The sequence below is a fragment of the Paenibacillus peoriae genome (assembly GCF_022531965.1).
In the GTDB taxonomy this organism is placed as follows: Bacteria; Bacillota; Bacilli; order Paenibacillales; family Paenibacillaceae; genus Paenibacillus; species Paenibacillus polymyxa_D.
The window spans coordinates 5187010-5205671 of the sequence record NZ_CP092831.1 but is presented as its reverse complement, the minus strand read 5'-3'; the positions used below and the strand labels follow the sequence as shown (position 1 = coordinate 5205671).

The 18662-nt window shown below is 47.7% G+C and carries 15 protein-coding genes; 13 read left to right on the top strand and 2 right to left on the bottom strand.

Annotation, left to right across the window (positions count from 1 at the left end):
- Nucleotides 1-38 precede the first annotated feature (38 nt).
- The 9 genes from argF (at nucleotide 39) to MLD56_RS23010 (ending at nucleotide 11693) form a co-directional block, all read left to right on the top strand.
- Nucleotides 39-995: an ornithine carbamoyltransferase gene (gene argF / locus MLD56_RS23050; RefSeq protein WP_029514562.1), complete on the top strand. Its 957-nt coding sequence runs from the start codon at nucleotides 39-41 to the stop codon at nucleotides 993-995.
- Nucleotides 996-1058: 63 nt separating this feature from the next.
- A complete protein-coding gene (locus MLD56_RS23045; RefSeq protein ID WP_029514561.1) occupies nucleotides 1059-2294 on the top strand; it encodes an argininosuccinate synthase in 1236 nt (411 codons plus the stop codon).
- A gap of 86 nt (nucleotides 2295-2380) precedes the next feature.
- Entirely contained in the window at nucleotides 2381-3793 is a 1413-nt protein-coding gene (argH, locus tag MLD56_RS23040) for an argininosuccinate lyase (RefSeq protein WP_029514560.1), read from the top strand.
- 447 nt (nucleotides 3794-4240) lie between these two features.
- Nucleotides 4241-4492: a hypothetical protein gene (locus MLD56_RS23035; RefSeq protein WP_029514559.1), complete on the top strand. Its 252-nt coding sequence runs from the start codon at nucleotides 4241-4243 to the stop codon at nucleotides 4490-4492.
- Nucleotides 4485-6944 (top strand): cyclic di-GMP-binding domain-containing protein, MshE-related, encoded by a 2460-nt coding sequence (locus MLD56_RS23030; RefSeq protein WP_241113431.1) that lies wholly within the window; start codon nucleotides 4485-4487, stop codon nucleotides 6942-6944. The genes MLD56_RS23035 and MLD56_RS23030 overlap by 8 nt, the downstream gene beginning before the upstream one ends.
- A gap of 23 nt (nucleotides 6945-6967) precedes the next feature.
- Nucleotides 6968-7975 carry a glycosyltransferase family 2 protein gene (locus MLD56_RS23025; RefSeq protein ID WP_029514557.1) on the top strand — a complete coding sequence of 336 codons (1008 nt, stop codon included), beginning with the start codon at nucleotides 6968-6970 and terminating at the stop codon, nucleotides 7973-7975.
- Entirely contained in the window at nucleotides 7938-8357 is a 420-nt protein-coding gene (locus MLD56_RS23020; RefSeq protein ID WP_029514556.1) for a GtrA family protein, read from the top strand. The genes MLD56_RS23025 and MLD56_RS23020 overlap by 38 nt, the downstream gene beginning before the upstream one ends.
- Nucleotides 8354-9955, top strand: a complete 1602-nt coding sequence (locus MLD56_RS23015) for an ArnT family glycosyltransferase (RefSeq protein WP_029514555.1) — start codon at nucleotides 8354-8356, stop codon at nucleotides 9953-9955. The genes MLD56_RS23020 and MLD56_RS23015 overlap by 4 nt, the downstream gene beginning before the upstream one ends.
- A 103-nt stretch (nucleotides 9956-10058) precedes the next feature.
- Nucleotides 10059-11693: a glycosyltransferase family 39 protein gene (locus MLD56_RS23010; protein WP_029514554.1), complete on the top strand. Its 1635-nt coding sequence runs from the start codon at nucleotides 10059-10061 to the stop codon at nucleotides 11691-11693.
- 78 nt (nucleotides 11694-11771) lie between these two features.
- On the opposite strand, the gene MLD56_RS23005 is transcribed toward MLD56_RS23010, so the two are convergent.
- Nucleotides 11772-12560, bottom strand: coding sequence for an alpha/beta hydrolase (locus MLD56_RS23005; RefSeq protein WP_029514553.1), 789 nt, complete (start codon nucleotides 12558-12560; stop codon nucleotides 11772-11774).
- A 265-nt stretch (nucleotides 12561-12825) separates the two neighbouring features.
- On the opposite strand from MLD56_RS23005, the gene MLD56_RS23000 reads away from it, so the two are divergent.
- On the top strand, nucleotides 12826-13977 hold the full coding sequence (locus tag MLD56_RS23000) for an S-layer homology domain-containing protein (protein ID WP_029514552.1): 1152 nt from the start codon (nucleotides 12826-12828) through the stop codon (nucleotides 13975-13977).
- Between the two features lie 71 nt (nucleotides 13978-14048).
- Here the strand turns inward: MLD56_RS23000 and MLD56_RS22995 are convergent, their stop codons facing one another.
- On the bottom strand, nucleotides 14049-15467 hold the full coding sequence (locus MLD56_RS22995; RefSeq protein WP_029514551.1) for a VanW family protein: 1419 nt from the start codon (nucleotides 15465-15467) through the stop codon (nucleotides 14049-14051).
- Nucleotides 15468-15691: 224 nt separating this feature from the next.
- Between MLD56_RS22995 and ftsE the strand changes: the two genes are divergently transcribed.
- The 3 genes from ftsE to MLD56_RS22980 all read left to right on the top strand — a co-directional run bounded on the left by ftsE (nucleotide 15692) and on the right by MLD56_RS22980 (nucleotide 18652).
- Entirely contained in the window at nucleotides 15692-16378 is a 687-nt protein-coding gene (gene ftsE / locus MLD56_RS22990) for a cell division ATP-binding protein FtsE (protein ID WP_023990620.1), read from the top strand.
- Nucleotides 16368-17285: a permease-like cell division protein FtsX gene (gene ftsX, locus MLD56_RS22985; protein WP_013312238.1), complete on the top strand. Its 918-nt coding sequence runs from the start codon at nucleotides 16368-16370 to the stop codon at nucleotides 17283-17285. The genes ftsE and ftsX overlap by 11 nt, the downstream gene beginning before the upstream one ends.
- Nucleotides 17286-17368: 83 nt before the next feature.
- Nucleotides 17369-18652: a M23 family metallopeptidase gene (locus MLD56_RS22980; RefSeq protein ID WP_029514550.1), complete on the top strand. Its 1284-nt coding sequence runs from the start codon at nucleotides 17369-17371 to the stop codon at nucleotides 18650-18652.
- Nucleotides 18653-18662 lie beyond the last annotated feature (10 nt).

Genomic DNA, 18662 nt, shown 5'->3' with positions numbered 1-18662 from the left:
AAATTATCCTAGACTAGAGTGTAAAAGGAGACGATAGCATGAGCCAGGGCGGCGCACTGCAGCAGATGAATTTGAAAGGACGGGACTTCCTGGAGCTGGACGATTACTCGCCAGAAGAAATCCAGTATTTAATTGATCTCGCTGTTGAAATTAAGCGTAAGCATAAAAACGGGGAAACCTATCAGCCGCTAAAAGGGAAAACGCTCGGACTGATTTTCGAGAAATCCTCTACACGTACACGGGTATCTTTCGAGGTCGGTATGTATCAATTGGGCGGGCATGCCCTTTTCCTCAGCAAAAATGACATTCAACTGGGACGCGGCGAACCGATTAGCGACATGGCCCAAGTCATGTCACGGTATCTGGATGGCATTATGATTCGTACCTTTGGGCACGATAATGTGGTAAAGTTGGCACGTTATGCATCCGTTCCTGTGATCAATGGATTGAGTGATTTGGCGCATCCGTGCCAAGTGCTAGCTGATTATCAAACCTTGTATGAGCAAAAGGGTAAGCTAAAAGGGCTCAAATTGGCTTACATCGGAGACGGTAACAATATGGCTCATTCTCTCTTGATTGGGGGAGCGAAGCTTGGAGTGCATGTGTCGATTGCAAGTCCAGCTGGATACGAGCCTGACCCGAGTGTGGTCGCAGCTTCCCGTGAAATTGCCAAACAGACAGGTAGTGAGATTGTTATAACCCAAAGTCCGCAGGAAGCGGTGCAAGATGCGGATGCGATCTACACAGATGTGTGGGCGAGCATGGGATTTGAGGAAGAGCAGAAGGAGCGGGAGCTTGCTTTTGCCGACTTTCAGGTGAATGAAGAGCTGGTTAAGCTGGCAAAGCCGGATTATTTATTCCTGCATTGTCTCCCTGCGCATCGTGGGGAAGAAGTGAGCGCAGGCGTAATCGATGGTCCGAATTCGGTCATCTTTGATGAAGCGGAGAATCGTCTGCATGCGCAAAAAGCGCTGTTAGTTGCTTTAATGGCATAAGATTGATAGGTATTGATAGGTAAAGAAGATAAGGGCTAGAAGCATTCGGGGAGGACTTTAACAATGGCAAAAGAAAAAATCGTACTCGCATATTCCGGCGGTCTGGATACGTCGGTTATTCTGAAATGGCTCAAAGAAACTTATGATGCTGAAATCATCGCTTTCACCGCAGATATTGGTCAAAAAGAAGAACTGGACGGTTTGGAGGAAAAAGCACTCGCTACGGGAGCTTCCAAAGTGTACATTGATGATCTGCGTGATGAATTCGCCAAGGACTTTATCTATCCGATGTTTCAGGCGGGCGCTTTATATGAAGGACAATATTTGCTCGGAACGAGTATTGCACGTCCATTAATCGCTAAGCGGATGGTCGATATTGCGATTGCCGAGGGAGCAACAGCCATTGCTCACGGGGCAACAGGCAAAGGTAACGATCAGGTACGCTTCGAGCTGAACGCGGCGGCCTTGACGCCGGATATCAAGGTGATCGCACCTTGGCGGCTGGAAGAGTTCCGCAATCAGTTCCCGGGCCGTGCAGAAATGATTGCCTATGCGGAAAAACACGACATTCCGGTAACTGCTTCTGCAGCCAAGCCATACTCCATGGACCGTAATCTGCTGCATATCAGCTATGAAAGCGGCGTGCTGGAGGACCCTTGGTTTGATCCAAGTACTCCTGAAAATAAAGGAATGTTCTTGCTCAGCAACGCGCCTGAGGACGCTCCTGATGAAGCCGAATATTTGGAGTTGGAATTTGAAGCAGGTAACTGCGTCGCTTTGAACGGCGAACAGCTTAATCCGCTGCAAGTGATGGAAAAACTGAATGAGCTCGGCGGCAAGCATGGTATCGGACGTGTGGATATGGTGGAGAACCGTTTTGTTGGTATGAAAAGTCGGGGAGTCTATGAGACGCCGGGCGGTACGATCCTGTTCACAGCTCACCGTAAAATGGAATCTATCACGATGGATCGCGAGGTTATGAATCTGCGTGATAGTCTGATTACCCGTTATGCTACCTTGGTTTACAACGGTTTCTGGTTCGCACCGGAACGTGTCGCTTTGCAGGCTCTGGTTCATGAGAGTCAGAAAAATGTCAGTGGTACCGTGCGCGTGAAGCTGTACAAAGGCAACATTATCGGCGCAGGGGTTAAAAGTCCGGTTAGCTTGTACAACCCGGACATTGCGACCATGGAAGCCGATCCGACACAAGCCTACGATCAAGGCGATGCAACAGGCTTTATCCGCTTGAATGCTCTGCGTTTGAAGGTCAACGCGGGTGTAACACAAAATCATAAATAATGATGTAACCTAAAAAATGTACGGGATGCGGGCCGTTCTTGTCCAAACGACGAGGGCGGCTTGTATTGCAGAGAGGGGACCATGCAATGAGTAAGCTATGGGGCGGACGGTTTACGAAGCAAACGAACAAGCTGGTAGAGGAATATACGGCTTCTATCGGGTTTGATCAGGCGTTGGCGGAAGAAGATATTCAAGGCAGTTTGGCTCATGTGGCCATGCTGGGGAAATGCGGAATTATTCCGCAGGAGGATGCAGACACGATCAAGGAAGGACTGCACACCGTCCTGGAGCGTATCCGCCGTGGCGAAATTGAATTTTCCGTTTCGGATGAGGATATTCACATGAATATCGAAAAAAATCTAATCGAGGCCATTGGTCCGATCGGGGGTAAGCTGCACACTGGGCGTAGCCGTAACGATCAGGTAGCGACGGATATGCACTTGTATTTGCGTGGACGTGTAGTATCGCTGGTGGGTATGCTGCATGATGTACAATCTGCATTAATCGGCCAGGCAAAGGATAATCTGGACACGATTGTACCTGGATACACACACTTGCAGCGTGCGCAGCCTATTTTATTTGCACATCATCTGCTGGCGTATGTGTCTATGCTGGAGCGTGATATTGACCGACTCAAAGACAGCTACAAGCGGATTAACGTGTTGCCGCTCGGCGCGGGCGCTTTGGCCGGGACCACTTTTCCAATTGACCGTCATTTTGTAGCCGAGCAACTGGGATTTGATGGCGTATATGAAAATAGCCTCGATGCCGTCAGCGATCGGGATTTTATCGTGGAGTTCCTGGCTGGCGCCTCGCTGATTATGACGCATTTGTCTCGTCTAAGCGAAGAGTTGGTGCTATGGAGCAGCACGGAGTTTGGTTTTATCGAGCTGGATGATGCTTTTTGCACAGGCAGCAGCATTATGCCGCAGAAGAAAAATCCGGACGTACCGGAGCTGGTACGTGGTAAAACCGGACGTGTCTATGGAAACCTCGTGGGCTTGTTGACTGTATTGAAATCCTTGCCGCTGGCATACAACAAGGACATGCAGGAGGACAAGGAAGGGATGTTCGATACCGTTGCCACGCTGGAAGGAGCCTTGCAACTGTTCGCACCGATGATTGCCACGATGAAGGTGAACAAGGATCGCATGCGTCAAGCGGTTAACCAGGACTTCTCCAATGCAACGGATATTGCGGACTTCTTGGTCGGCAAAGGGCTTCCGTTCCGTCAGGCGCATGAGGTCATTGGCAAAACCGTACTGTATTGCATCCAGCATGGAAAATATTTGCTTGATCTGACACTGGACGAATTTCAGCAGTTTTCGGATCTGTTTGATGATCGTATCTATGAAGTACTTCAACCAGAAGCGGTAGTGAATGCACGGAATGTATATGGTGGAACCGCTACCGGGCAGGTACAGGCAGCCATTGGGCGCAGTGAACAGCTCCTGGCGAATACATCAACATGGTTTGAAGGGCACAAGCCAAATAATTAATTAGTAAAGAAAGATATTATTCTCTTGCACAGTAGCGGGATGCTGTGTAAAATCAAATTTTAAGGAATTAGCAATCAAAGATTCTAAGGCACCGTTCGCGGTGTCTTTTGTGCTTTTTGGGGCATTAATTTTTAGTTCTAAATACCTATTACTACGCTAGTGTGAAAGTTTCTAGAATTTACATTTTTGTATACTACGTCTACGGTGATTATGGTAGAATAGCACTAAGTTTTTCATTGAATTACCAATTCAATAGGACAAGAACTATATTCAATAAATAAATGTCAAGTTACTAGAGGCTCTTTTGGTCAAGTGAATTTCATAAATGTGTAAATGAAGGGCTTGAATGAGAACAGAGGTATGTCCTGGTTTTGGGAGAACTGCATGTATATGCTTTAAAGTAGTGACGTAGCAAAAGGCAGAGTCGGGATGATTCAGGGAGGTATTATGAGAACTAAAAGGACGGCGCGTCAGTTAAAGAGCGCTTGGATCGGTTATCGCGCTTCTGAAGCCGATCAACTGATATCTTCATTGCATGAGGAACGGATACAAGCGGAGGAATTACTGCGCGAGGAGCGGGAACTTTTTCACGCGGCGCTGGAACGGAAAAAGCAGCGGGATGCGGAGTTAAAGCAGCTGCTTGCAGATGCGCTTGCGGAAGAGCGGCGCTGGATTGAAAGGGCGGGAATTCATGGGTGACAAGCTTAGGTGGCAGGTTGGAGGAGTTTCAATTCGCCAAACCAAGAGAAGAATAAAAGAAGAGCGTCAGCGAATCGAACAACTGCAACAACAGCTAGAGGCTCAGCGGTCAGAGCAGGCTCCGGTGCTGTACAAGCTTGATTTTCATATCGAAGAGTTGGAACGGCGACTTCAGGATACAGAACTTCGTATCGAGGCTATACGGAACGCCAATGATACAGCAGCAGCTGTGGAACAATTGCTGGATGAAGGGATACAGGATGGACAGGCGCAGGAGGCTCAAGTCCAATATGCATCTGGCCAGGAACAGACAGCAGCAGGAGCTGCTATGGTCACTGCCTCTAGTATCCCTGGTACGGAAGGCGAAGAGGCCGCAACAGGAACGCGGAGCGGCCGAAACGGCAAGGCCCGTCTGGGGGATCAACTGGTGGAGAACGGGATGATCACCCGCGATCAGCTGACAGATGCCATCCGCAACCAGAAGCGCTACGGTGGTAGGCTGGGCGATATTCTTGTAGAAATGGGCTTCATTACAGCCGAGCAGCTACAGGAACAGGTTGGCGGCGACGAGTCCAAGGAGCGCCTAGGCGATATGCTGGTTCGTTCCGGTTATATATTGCCGGAACAACTGGAACGCGCACTGGAGTTCCAGGCGAAGAGCGGCGGGCTGCTGGGCGACATCTTGCTGTCATTGCAAATGCTGGAACCTGCGGATTTGTACCGCGCGATTGCTACACAGAACCGGATCGGGCGTATTGGTGAGGAACTCGCGCTGGATGCGGCGTACAAACTACCCGAGCAAGTGGCAATGGCTTATGGCGTGGTCGTTATCCATCAATATATGAACCGATATATTGTGGCGGTCAGCGATCCGCTGCCAGAAGAGCGACGCTTGAAGCTGGAGGAAATTCTGGGTATGCCGGTAGAGCAGGTGCTTGCTACGAAGGAAGAGATGGAGCAGCTCTGGGGTAAAATCTACGGTGAAGAAATGATGCAGGAGAGCACGACCGGGCTGTTGGAAAAAGAACCGCACAATTCGGCGCGGACGACTTTTACAAAGGGACAACTTTGGGTGTTCGCAGCCATGGGTATGATTACACTGCTCGGTCTCTTCTGGAACAGTTGGAAAACGGTGTTGATCATCAATATGATGATTCAGCTGTTTTATTTTGCGATGACGCTATTTAAATTTGGCATTATTTATCTTGGTTCCCGGCGTGGGGCGCAGCTTCGTTTTACGAAGGAAGAGGTTGACGCCATGGATGAAAAGAAACTGCCGATCTATACCATTCTTGTACCTATGTATAAGGAAGCGGGCGTGCTTCCGATGTTGTTGCGAAATTTGGAGCAGCTGGATTATCCCAAGTCCAAGCTGGACGTGCGGCTGCTGATTGAAGAGGATGACATTGAGACGATCGAGCTACTTCGGGAAATGAAGCTGCCGGCCTATTACACGACACTGGTCGTTCCAGACGGTTTGCCGAAAACCAAGCCGAAGGCATGTAATTATGGACTTATTCGGGCACGTGGCGAGTTTGTCGTGATTTACGATGCTGAGGATCGTCCCGACGCTGATCAGCTTAAAAAGGTCATTGCAGCGTTCGATTCACTCCCTGAGCATTATGCGTGTATTCAGGCGAAGCTCAACTACTTTAATAGTACACAAAATTTGCTGACCCGCTGGTTCACTCAAGAATACAGTATGTGGTTCGAGCTACTGCTGCCGGGTATTATGCAGTTAGATACCCCAATTCCTTTAGGTGGCACATCCAATCATTTTCGGGTATCTGTATTGAAAGATATTAATGCGTGGGACCCCTATAATGTAACCGAGGATGCCGATCTGGGCATACGTCTGTATAAAGGCGGCTACAAAACTGCTATTGTCGATTCCCGTACATGGGAGGAAGCTAACAGCCGCGTGGGCAACTGGATTCGTCAGCGGTCACGCTGGATCAAGGGGTATATGCAGACGTGGCTGGTTCATATGCGCAATCCGGTGAAGCTGGTGCGCGAAGTGGGCTGGAAAGGTTTTTTCGGCTTTCAGGTGATGATTTTGGCAACTCCAATGTTGCCGTTGCTGAATCCGGTTTTTTGGGGCTTGCTTATTTTATGGTTTGGCTGGGAATTGTCCTTTATTCCCAAGCTGTTCCCGGGATATGTGTATTACCTGGCCAGCGCGGAATTTTATATCGGTAACTTTCTGTTCGTATTCAGTAACGTGGCCGGAATGTATTGGGTCATCGGGGAACTGGAAGAGCGCGGTGAACGAACATTTTCATACGCGATGGTCAAATATGGGCTACTCTCGCCGTTATATTGGGTACTAATGAGTATAGCTGCGGTGAAAGCAGCTTGGCAGCTCATTACCAAGCCGTTCTATTGGGAAAAGACGACACATGGTCTGACCGATATGCACGACTTGGATGATACCCCGGCACAGTCCTCCTGAATATGAAGAAAGAAGGAGCAAGAATGGAGACAAAAACACCTTTTTTATCCGTCGTCATTCCCATGTACAATGAAAGCTCGCATCTTGAGCGTTCGCTTAAGGTGATTGATGGGGTACTGTCTGTTGTCACCTCACGCTATGAACTCATCATTGTAGATGATGGTTCCAAGGACGATACGTGGCTTAAATTGTCTGAATTATCCCATCGAATGCCCTCTTTGCTCGCGCTCCGGTTGAGTCGGAACTTCGGTAAGGAACTGGCGTTGTGCGCAGGTCTGGAAAATGCCTCTGGCGATGCAATCATTGTCATGGACGGTGATTTGCAGCACCCTCCTGAGATGATTGGAGAAATGGTGCGTTTATGGCAAAATGAAGGTTATGATTTGGTCGAATGTGTGAAAGAATTCCGGGGAGAAGAGTCGGTGGGCAAAAAGCTTGGAGCTTCTTTGTTCTACGCGACCTTGAACCGCTTGACGGGCTTTAATCTCAAGGATGCCTCCGATTATAAGCTACTGGATCGACGAGTGGTGGATGCCTGGATGGCGATGCCAGAGCGGATGCCGTTTTTTCGCGGAATGACGGCCTGGCTCGGTTTCCGTAAAACCCAGATTTCTTTCCGAGTGGCTCCACGCGAAGAGGGTCCAAGCCGCTGGAGTCCGTTAGGGCTGACTCGACTGGCAGCAGAAGCGATCGTTTCGTTTTCGACAGTACCATTGCGGGTTGTAAGTCTGATGGGCCTCATTTTTATGCTGATTTCAGTCGTATTGGGGATTCAGACGTTAATGCGTAAATTAATGGGTGACGCTGTGACCGGTTTTACCACTGTCATTTTGCTGCTCTTGATTATCGGCAGTGTACTCATGCTGTCGATCGGAGTAGTAGGAGAATATATTGCCGCCATATATCACGAAGTCAAAGCTAGACCTCGCTATCTGATAGCAGATAAACGGGCGAATGCTGACCGATTGTGGGTGGACAGGGAGTTTAATCAACATGATCAGACGTTCATATCTAAAGTATCCAATCATTAAATACGGTATTGTAGGACTGCTGGGTACAGGTATCCATGTTGGTGTACTTGTGCTGCTGGTGGAGCTGTTTACGGTACCTGCAGTAATGGCTACTACAATAGGATTCGTGGTTACGCTGCTCGTTTCCTATGTGCTGAACCGAAACTGGACGTTCGAGCCTACCGGTGAGGGAAGCCGCACCCAGTTTCTTAAATATTTATTGGTCTGTACCTGTGGCTTACTCTTAAATGCCGCCCTGATGTACGTGACCATTCACTGGATCGGTTGGTCGTATCTGATCGGTGAAGTACTAACTACCATCATCGTGCCTGTTCATAATTATTTCTGGAACCGCTACTGGATCTTCTCCGTTCCGCAACAGCGTCAGAAAGAGGTTTCATGATTTTAAGAAAACACGGAAAATTGCTGTCATTGTTTGCTTTTATTGCTGCTCTTGAACTGGCGGTGGGTGTGTATTTTGCATGGCATCTTGGCTATATGCATACCGATGCGCTCAGTCGAGTGGCTAATGCATTTTATGTGCTATACAGTCGTGATCCACACTTGGGTGCTATCGGGTTTGTATGGAATCCGCTGCCCAGTTTGATGGAACTGATCGTGCTGTTGTTTTATCCTTTATTTCCAGTACTCGCTTCCCACGGGCTGGCGGCAGTGATTGTGAGCAGCCTGTTTGCAGGGGCGAGCGCGGCATTATTGTATGCGACGGGCAAACAGTTGGGGCTTCACGGTGCAACCAGCTTGCTGATTGCGCTATTATTTTCACTGAATCCATTTATGTTTCTGTTTGGCTTCAACGGCTTAAGTGACTCGCCATATATCTTTTTCATCCTGTTGACAGTGAGTCGATTTTGTATGTGGTTGAAGGATCGCAAGGCGGCGAATTTGATCGTATCCGGTTTTGCACTTGCACTCGCTTTTTGGGTGCGCTATGAAGCGGTTCCGCTTGGCGTTGCGATGGCTTTGGGTGTATTGCTGACGATCTTTTTTCTGCATCGGTGGCGTACAAACAGAGAGAGCGTTAGAACGCAATTGTCTTTAAAAGAGCGCCTGTACAAGGTAGAAGCGACATGGCTTCTATTGTTGCTGCCGCTTGTCTTTTCCGGTTTGCTGTGGCTCTTTTTTAACTGGATTATCATGGGCGACCCGCTTTACTTTTTACGCTCGCAATATTCCAATTCCACACAATCAGCGGCTTTGTTAGAGGATCAGCGCTTTGTAGAAATGTTTGCTCACCCTGTGCTGATGCTAAAGTTTGTCGGGCAACGAACCTTATGGTATGCGGCTCCGTTAATTTCCATTTTGCTTATACGCCTATTGGACAAACGTCTGTGGAGTTGGAGCACGCTTACGCTATTAGCAATCTTTTTATCGGTACCCGGGCTTCAGCTTTTACTGATGCTTAAGCATTCTTCGTTTGGCTGGTTCCGATATTTTATGTATGTATTCCCGATTACGGTTACTTGGCTGCCGTATGAGCTTAGTCTGTTGAAGGGGAAAATGCGGGGGATCGGAATCTCACTGGTAACGGCAGGAATGTTGGTAACAGCAGGCTTGTTATCCTACGCACTGACGAACCCCGCGATTGCAGCAGATGAACACAGCTATTTGACGCATAGTGGTAATGAAAGCTACGAACGTCAAATTATTGAGCGGAAAATAGCGCCGTGGCTGGATGAGTATTATGGTTCATCTCTCATTTTGACAGATTCTTATGCCGCCTATCCGATCATTTTGAGCAGCAAAATTCCGAAGAAGTTTATGATTACGAGTGATTATGATTTTGGGGAATCTTTAATAGATCTGCCTGCTTCCAAGGTGGATTATGTCTTGGTCACGCGCTTGGTGGATGGGGTACCGCTGGATCAGGTAAACCGGAGCTATCCTGATTTGTTCGAAAAGGGAGCGCCGTGGGCCTCGTTGGTACATGACTTTGACGGGCAGTGGCGACTGTACAAAATAGAGCATGAAGAATCGAAATAATTATTATATTTTAGTGCATCGTAGCGGAGAGAAGAATACAGCTGTAAGGTGTGAGTGGGCTACAGCTGTATCACCGCAAGAAGTTTGAGGGGGAACGAGAGGAATGTCCTTTCGCAAATGGTCTGCAAGCAGATGGATGGCTATAGGTCTGTTTGTATTTATACTTGCATTGGAGTTGTCTGCGGGCATCTATTTCAGCTATGTTCTGGGATATATGCACACAGACGCGCTCAGTCGCGTAGCTAACGCATTTTACGTACTGTACAGCCGCGACCCGCATCTGGGCGCCATCGGATTTATCTGGAATCCACTACCCAGTCTTCTGGAAATGGTGATTCTACTGCTGTATCCAATCTTTCCGGCATTAGCCACCTATGGATTGGCTGCTGTTATTTTGAGTGCTACCTTTTCTGCTTTGACCGCTATGTTGCTATATCGGGCGGGTGTCAGAACAGGGCTTAGCTCTAGTATGAGCTTGCTGCTGGCTTTGTTGTATGCACTGAATCCGTTTATTTTACTGTTTGGTGCCAATGGGCTGAGTGATTCGCTATACATATATTTCATTATGATGACGGTGATTGAGTTTGCATTGTGGCTCAAGGATCGCATGACGGCAAGTCTGATTGTTTCTGGATTAGCGCTTGCCATGGCGTTCTGGACTCGTTATGAAGCGGTTCCTCTGGGCGTGGCAATGGCAGGTGGCGTGGTCTTGGCGGTTTTGTTTCTCCATCGAAACATGGGCAGACGCGAGCTGGCCTTGCGAGAAAAACTGCACAAGGTCGAGGCAACGTGGTTACTGCTTCTGCTCCCCGTGGTCTTTTCCGGGCTGTTATGGATTTTCTTTAACTATCTCATTATGGGGAATGCTTTTTACTTCCTGAATTCGGAGTATTCGAACACGGCCCAATCGGCAGAGCTGCTGAATGATGATAAGTTTGTAGAGATTTTCTCCAATCCGCTGGTAGCCTTGAAATTTATTGCTTCCAAAACACTTTGGTATTCGGTACCGTTGTTGGCTATTCTGTTCATTCGTCTGTTGAGTGGACGCTTGTTCCGATGGGGAACCCTGATTATTTTGCTGCTGTTCCTATCAGTGCCGGGATTGCAGTTTTTACTTATGATGAAGCAATCTTCGTATGGATGGTTTCGTTATTTTATGTATGTATTCCCAATTACCGTAGCCTGGTTGCCTTATGAGTTGAGCCAGCTTCAGGGACGATGGCGGAGGGCAGCCTTTGGCCTGGTATCCGTCAGTCTGCTGCTTACCGCTGGATTACTTTCCTATGCGTTGACTCGCCCGGATATTGCACCGGATGAGAACAGCTTTCTCACACGGACAGGTAATGTGAACTATGTGAGACAGGAGTCAGATCGTAGGATTGCCGTTTGGTTGGATGAGCATCTGCCGAAGTCTACCATTATGACCGATTCGGCTTCAGCCTACACCATGATTGTGTACAGCCAACATCCCAAACGCTTCCTGATCACCAGCGATTATTCGTTCAATAAGGCATTAAGTTATCCGCAGGATCACCATGTGGATTATATCCTTGTACCTAAGATCATGTCAGGCATGCCACTGAGTAAGATCAATATGGTATATCCGAACTTATATGAACATGGTGCCCCATGGGTTCAGCTTGAACGTGAGTTTAATGGCGAGTGGCGCCTGTACAAAGTACTGCCTAAGTCACTAACTAAAGAATCTCCATCAACGGAGACCACAACAAATCCCTAATGTGCATATAATAAATCCCCGAGCCTATCCCTTCGCCATGGTGCGATGAGAGAAGCTACGGGGATTTTTTTAACCTGTTTAGTGCTCTTTGAGCGGTAGCCATGCCAGAACATCCTGAATTTTCGCGTCCCAGTATCCCCATTCATGCGCTCCAGGACCTTCTTCGTAGGTCAGCGGAACCCCGACGGTACTACATGTTTCACGAAAAGCCTGATTTCCCTTATAGAGGAAATCCTCTGTGCCGCAGCATTGGTAGAGTCGGGGGAGTGAGGTCCCCAAGGCAGCATGACGTTGTAGCAACTCTAGCAAGTCGTGATCTGTTCCGCGTATTTCATCTGGCCCAAAAATGTTAAGCCATTCCGCTGGACTCATCGCATTTTGCATAGGATCGGTGCGTGATGCGTGTAAATCCATGACTCCCGAAAGACTGGCAGCGGCTGCAAACCGCTCTGGATGCTGGAGTGCCAGTTTGAAAGCACCATATCCACCCATAGAAAGTCCGGCTACAAAATTATCCTCACGCTTGTCGGATAGAGGAAAGAATGAACGTGCCAAAGCCGGCAATTCTTCACTGATAAAGGTCCAATAAGCCGCTCCTTGCTCCATATTCGTATAGAAACTCCGATGTACTTGGGGCATAACGACAGCCAGGCCCAATGAGGCCACGTAGCGTTCAATGGAGGTTCGACGCAACCAGGTTGAATCATCGTCCGATAGGCCATGCAGCAAATACAGCGTCGGATGTGGCCCGGTTCCTTGCTTGCCCTCTAGTCCAATTTGTGAACGGGTTGCCTGAGGAAGAATAACATTCATGGATGTGCTCAGACCAAGAACTTCCGAATAAAACTGACATTGAATAAGAGCCATAAGAAGACCTCTTTTCCTAGGGGTTTGTGACCTCATTGCGGTGTTCAGCATATGACTGAGTATTCATTCAGTATACCTTAGCCTGTCTAAATATACATATCCAAGTGAGCGACTAGGTATTAAGTCCCGTTTCTTATTTATCCTACATTAGGAGGGGGTATGGTTATATGGGACGATTTTTTTAATTTGGGGGTTATTTGGGTTTGATTTCTGGTAAAGTGTTTAAAAAAGAATGATGAATCCAATCAGAGGAGGAATTTATAGCATGGGAAAAAAGTTAAGAAATACAGTTACAGGTGTATTGAGTACAGGTCTTATTCTTAGCGCATTCAGCGCAGCGGCAGCTGCTCCTCAAACTACAAATGGACATTGGGCAGGAGATCAGGTGCAACGCTGGTCAGCCACAGGACAATTGGACGGCGCGGTAAAACCGGATGCGGCAATCACACGTGCAGAATTTATTGTTCTTCTGAACCGCAGCTTGGGTACGTTCACGCAGGATACTCCAGCTGTGACAGACGTAACGTATGCGGACAGTGTAAAAGTAAACGGTAATGGAGGCAGAACGTTCACAGATGTACCAGCTTCTCACTGGGCATACAACGAGCTGACAAGTGCCGTGAATGCAGGTTACATAAGCGGCTATGCAGGTAACAAGCTCAAACCAAATGGTAAGGTAACACGTCAAGAGGCTGCGGCTATCGTAGGCAAAGCTATTGGACTCACTGCGGGTAACGCAGCAGATGTTACTAAATTTATTGACTCCGACAAAATTGGATCTTGGGCAAAGAAAAGTGTAGCGGCAGCTGCGGAGCAAAAAATCATCAACGGTTATCCGGATGGTAAATTTCAGCCACTGAAGTCGCTGACTCGTGCAGAGGCAATTGCTATTCTGGACGCTGCTTCCGGCTACAACCTGAGCCCTGTTGATAATCTGACGACGACTCCTGGTGGAACGGTAACGGATTCCACATACAGCAACGTGACAGATTCCACTTATGGTAACACGTCGACTACTTCTGGCAGCGAAACAGAAGATAGCAGCACAAATACCAGCACAGATAGCACGACTACGAACAACTCTACAACAATAGATACCAACACAGATGCAGACACAACTACGGATACGACTACAGATAGCACTACAGACACAGTTGCAACTACGGGAGTACTGAAAGTCAACAATGTGTATGACGGAGAAAGTACAATTACGGGGACAGCTAAAGCAGGTTCCACAGTAACCGCCTATTCCAACGAACTGCCTATCGGTAGTGCAGTAGCCAAAGATGATGGCACATTTAGTATCAGTGTGTTTACTCAAAAAGCAACGGTTAGACTGGTAATCAAAGCTAAAGATGCAGACGGTAACGAAAGTGAGCCTGTAGAAATTTCTGTTTTGGGTAAACGCAGCGAGTAATTTATAGCTAAAATCCCCCTTTCATACTGTCTGGAACAAGTCCAGCCGACAGTGGAAGGGGGATTTTTCGTTTATTCGCTTATACCATCCTCGACAATAGACTTCTCGGGTTCACGTGTTTGTGGCTCAGACGATGTGCCACCGCCATAACTAGCTATAATGCGTTGCTGCGCTCGATACGTATCACGGCTGATTCGGGTGCGATCTACGGCTTTTCCGTCTACCTTTTTTACCCGAAATGTTTCTACCACATACCCTTCTTTGCCCTGCCGAAGTACTTGATAGAAGCCGGGGGAAAGTGAGTCATTACGGAGTCTTTTCTCCGGTATGGGAAGTACGCGAACCGTATGGGATTCCAGTTCATACGAAATATTGGACGGAAATGTACCAAAAAATTTAACAGTAAGTGTTCGGTTTTGGACAGCCGCACGAAGTAACAAATGCTTGCCTGTATTGTTTTTAAAACGGAAATTAATGGACCCCGTAGCGAAAGTCGCATCCTGACCTTTGGGCAGATAGCTGACCGGCAAGGAATGGTTGCGGCGCTCAACAATGTCCAAACCGACTCGCAGCGCTGCATTATACACCGTGCTGGATACCTGACAAATCCCGCCGCCTATACCGGACTCCAACTGACCGTTCACGATCACTGGAGCTTCACGAAAGCCATGAGTGCGCTCAGCCTTGGCAATCAATTGGCCGTAGTCGAATATGTCGCCAGGCTTGAGAATTAAACCATCAACGGTGCTTGCCGCTGAGTTAACGTTGTACACGCGTCCTTCCGAGCTGCTGCCTAGACTGGTGGAGAACTGGACGATTTTGCGCTCAATCCCTTCGTTACGCAGACTGTCTACTGAAATTTTCGGCTCCAGCTGACGGAAAGGTAATTCCACTCGTACGGGCTCTTCCGAAGCGGTAAAATCCTTGGGCAGCGCCTTATCTAGTGCGGCGTCCAATCTGGGCCAATCTAGGCGTCGGGCAGAGCGCCCCGGAATATAACGAACCTGATCATTCCCGTCAATCTGTCGCACAGCATTGATAGGCATGCCATATCGTTGCTCCTCCCAATCGGCTCCGAATTGGGCCCTTAATATCTCCTCCTGTCGGAAAGATGTGATAGACCATTCCTTCTCGAAGCTAAAACGTGTCTGCACACGAGTCCATAGATGCTCCGAGCTGAGTGCCGTCACGGCATTCCGAAATGCCTCCGCTTTATAATGAATTCCTGCTTCCCCGAGTGTAATTTTTATATCCTGTGCACTGCTGTCACTGTCCGTCAGAAGTAGTGGACGTTGCTTCAATGCATCCAATTTTTTATCCACCAGCCGAAGAGCGGCTGTGTGATCCATGCTTCCTACGTTAATTCCTCCGACCCTCACTCCCTCCGGCAGTGTTTGTCTGTCGGCGTACAGATGAAGTCCTCCCCACAACATGGCTAGCGCCAGAACACCAGACCATATCCAAATGACAGATAAATGAATTTTTTTCATAATGCAGATGTCTCCTGTCTGATAAGCTTGATAGCGTACTCGTGTGCCATAATATTCATATATATGTGCCAAAAGCAGAAAACTTTCGGTACTATTTAGGTAACAAATTTGTTACAATGATAAACGGTATGATGAAATAGAGAAGTTTTTAAAGGAAATGCATGGAATATGTCGAATGGATATTAGGTTATGCGTAATATGATTAAGCAACGGGAAGTGATCGAGTGATTGAAATGCAGGATGTGTGGAAGACCTATACTAACGGAACCCACGCACTTCAAGGAGTATCGGTCAGAATTGACCGCAATGAATTTGTATACGTAGTCGGCCCGTCTGGAGCGGGGAAATCGACTTTTATGAAGCTTATTTATAGAGAAGAAGTACCTACCAAGGGGCAAATTTCAGTCAATGGTTTTAATATCGGGAAGCTCAAGCAGCGTAAAATTCCCTACGTTCGTCGTAACATCGGAGTCATTTTTCAGGATTTCCGGCTTTTGCCGCGTTTGACGGCTTATGAGAATGTGGCTTTTGCTATGGAAGTTATTGAAGCTCCCAAGAAGCTGATTCGCAAACGGGTACCCGAAGTGCTTGAACTGGTTGGCTTGAAAACAAAAATGAATCGTGAGCCTGCCCAGCTTTCCGGTGGGGAGCAACAGCGTGTAGCGATTGCACGGGCCATCGTAAACAATCCTTCCGTGATCATTGCCGATGAACCTACGGGAAATCTGGACCCGGAAACATCGTGGGAGATCATGCAGTTGCTGGACGAAATTAATTTTCGAGGCACGACCATTGTGATGGCGACCCACAATAAGGACATCGTGAACTCTATGCGTAAACGCGTGATTGCCATTGAAAATGGCAACATCGTAAGGGATCAGGTAAGAGGGGAGTACGGATATGACTTTTAACACCTTCTTACGTCATGTGCGGGAAGGTTTCAAAAACATATTCCGCAATGGCTGGATGTCCGTGGCATCCGTCACCTCGATTATTGTGTCACTGCTCATATTGGGCGTATTTATCATGCTGGTGCTCAACGTCAATTCCCTGGCTGATCAGGCAGATAGTCAGGTGGAGGTTAACGTATTTCTGGAGCTGAATGTAGAGCAAAACATGCGTGAAACACTGCAAAAGGAAATCGCGGCGATGCCAGAAATCAGCAAAACGACCTTTGTGACTAAAGCTCAGGGTTTGGAAGAGCTGCGCAAAGATTTGGGTGACAGCGGCAAGGAGCTGCTGGAGGGTTTTGACAAGGACAGCAATCCACTGCCGGACAAAATTGTGGTAGAGGTTATTGAACCAACAACGGTTCCATTTGTGGCCGAAAAGATTGAGAAGCTGAATACGTTGCATCCAGAGAAACCGATTTTAAAGGTTCGTTATGGAAAAGGCACCGTAGAGACGCTCTTTACGATTACGAAGCTCATTCGTAATGTAGGCTTTATATTCGTCGCTGGACTGGCGATCATGTCCATGTTCCTCATCTCGAATACGATTCGCGTGACCATATTGGCACGACGAAGAGAGATTGGCATTATGAAGCTGGTCGGTGCGACCAACTTTTTTATACGCTGGCCGTTTTTTATTGAAGGAGCGCTTATCGGTCTCATTGGTTCCTTGATTACCGTAGGTATTTTATTTACTGGCTATCAGCGTTTGCTCACAGCCGTTCAGGGCGATATAGCTCTGAATATGTTGAAGCTTATGCCACTTGAAGGCATTTGGATTCAGTTGAGTGCATTGCTGATTATTTTGGGGATGCTGGTCGGAATTGTTGGCAGTACCCTGTCCATGCGCAAGTTCTTAAAAGTATAAGAAGCGCTGGTTGGACGTCGTGGTCGATTTAATAGAACGGGGAAGCCCGGTGTTATTTTGCGATAAAGGATGGGGAGTGCAAGTTGAAAAAAACAGGATCTGTGTTGGCCGCTACCTTGGTAGCCGCATTGCTAATCCAGCCTTCTGACGGATATGCCAAAAGCATGAGTGAGATCAATTCGCAGCTGAACAAATTGGAAAAGCAGGCCCAATCTGCCAAGCAACAACAGGAAAAGGCTGCTCAAGATAAACAGTATGCCCAACATTACAAAAATAAAACCGTGCAAAACCTAAAAATTGTGCTTGCTCAGATTAACAGTGTCAGTGATCAGCTGACTCGTGTTGCGGTTCAGATTGATCAAACGGAAGATAATCTGCGTGCGACTAAAAAAGATTTAGCTGAGGCCATTGATCGTATCCAGTCACGGGAAAAAATGCTGGAAACTCGTGTGCGTTTGATGTATACGGATGGAACCGTCTCATATATGGACGTGCTGATGTCTTCGTCCAGTTTTAGTGACTTTCTTAGCCGGGTAGATTCCCTGAAAACGATCGTGGAGCAGGATCAAATCCTGTTGGACGAGCATAAAAAGGACAAGGCTCTGGTCGTAAGTAAGAAGAAGCAGCTGGATACGGAATATAAAAATGCCAAGAAGCTGTATGCGCTCAAGCAGGGCGCCAAAGCAGAACTGAATTCGAAGGAGAAAGAGAAGCAAAGACTGATTTCCAATTATGATCATGATATTGCGGAGTCAGATGAAATCAGCGAAGAGCAAAATGACATGCTGGTAGCCCTCGCGAATAAACGTGTGGGTCTGGTGCAGGAGAAGAACAAGCTCAGAGCGGAGCAGGCTGCCAAAGCAGCACGCGCCAGAGCAGCTGCACGTGCGGCTGAAGCCAAACGATATGCATCTTCTTCCTCAGGCGCTGCCTCAAATTCCAGCCATGCGGCAGCCAGTACGTATACGGGTGGATCAGGTACGTTGGCTTTACCTGTATCTCATTACAGACTCTCATCTACTTTTGGCATGCGGGTACATCCGATTACTGGTAAGCTTAAAGGCCACACAGGTATTGATATGGCGGCTCCGCAGGGAACTGATATTCATGCAGCTGAAGACGGTGTTGTCATTGTTGCCGAGTGGTGGAGTGGTTATGGAAACACAGTTGTAATTGACCATGGAGACGGACTATGGACCCTATACGGACACATTCGCAATGGCGGTACGGTGGTTCATACGGGGCAGACTGTGAAACGTGGTCAAAAAATTGCAGAAGTTGGTTCGACGGGCAATTCCACAGGACCTCACTGTCATTTTGAGGTGCGCGAAAATAATAAGCCTGTAAATCCGATGAACTATTTATAGTAAAAAAGGT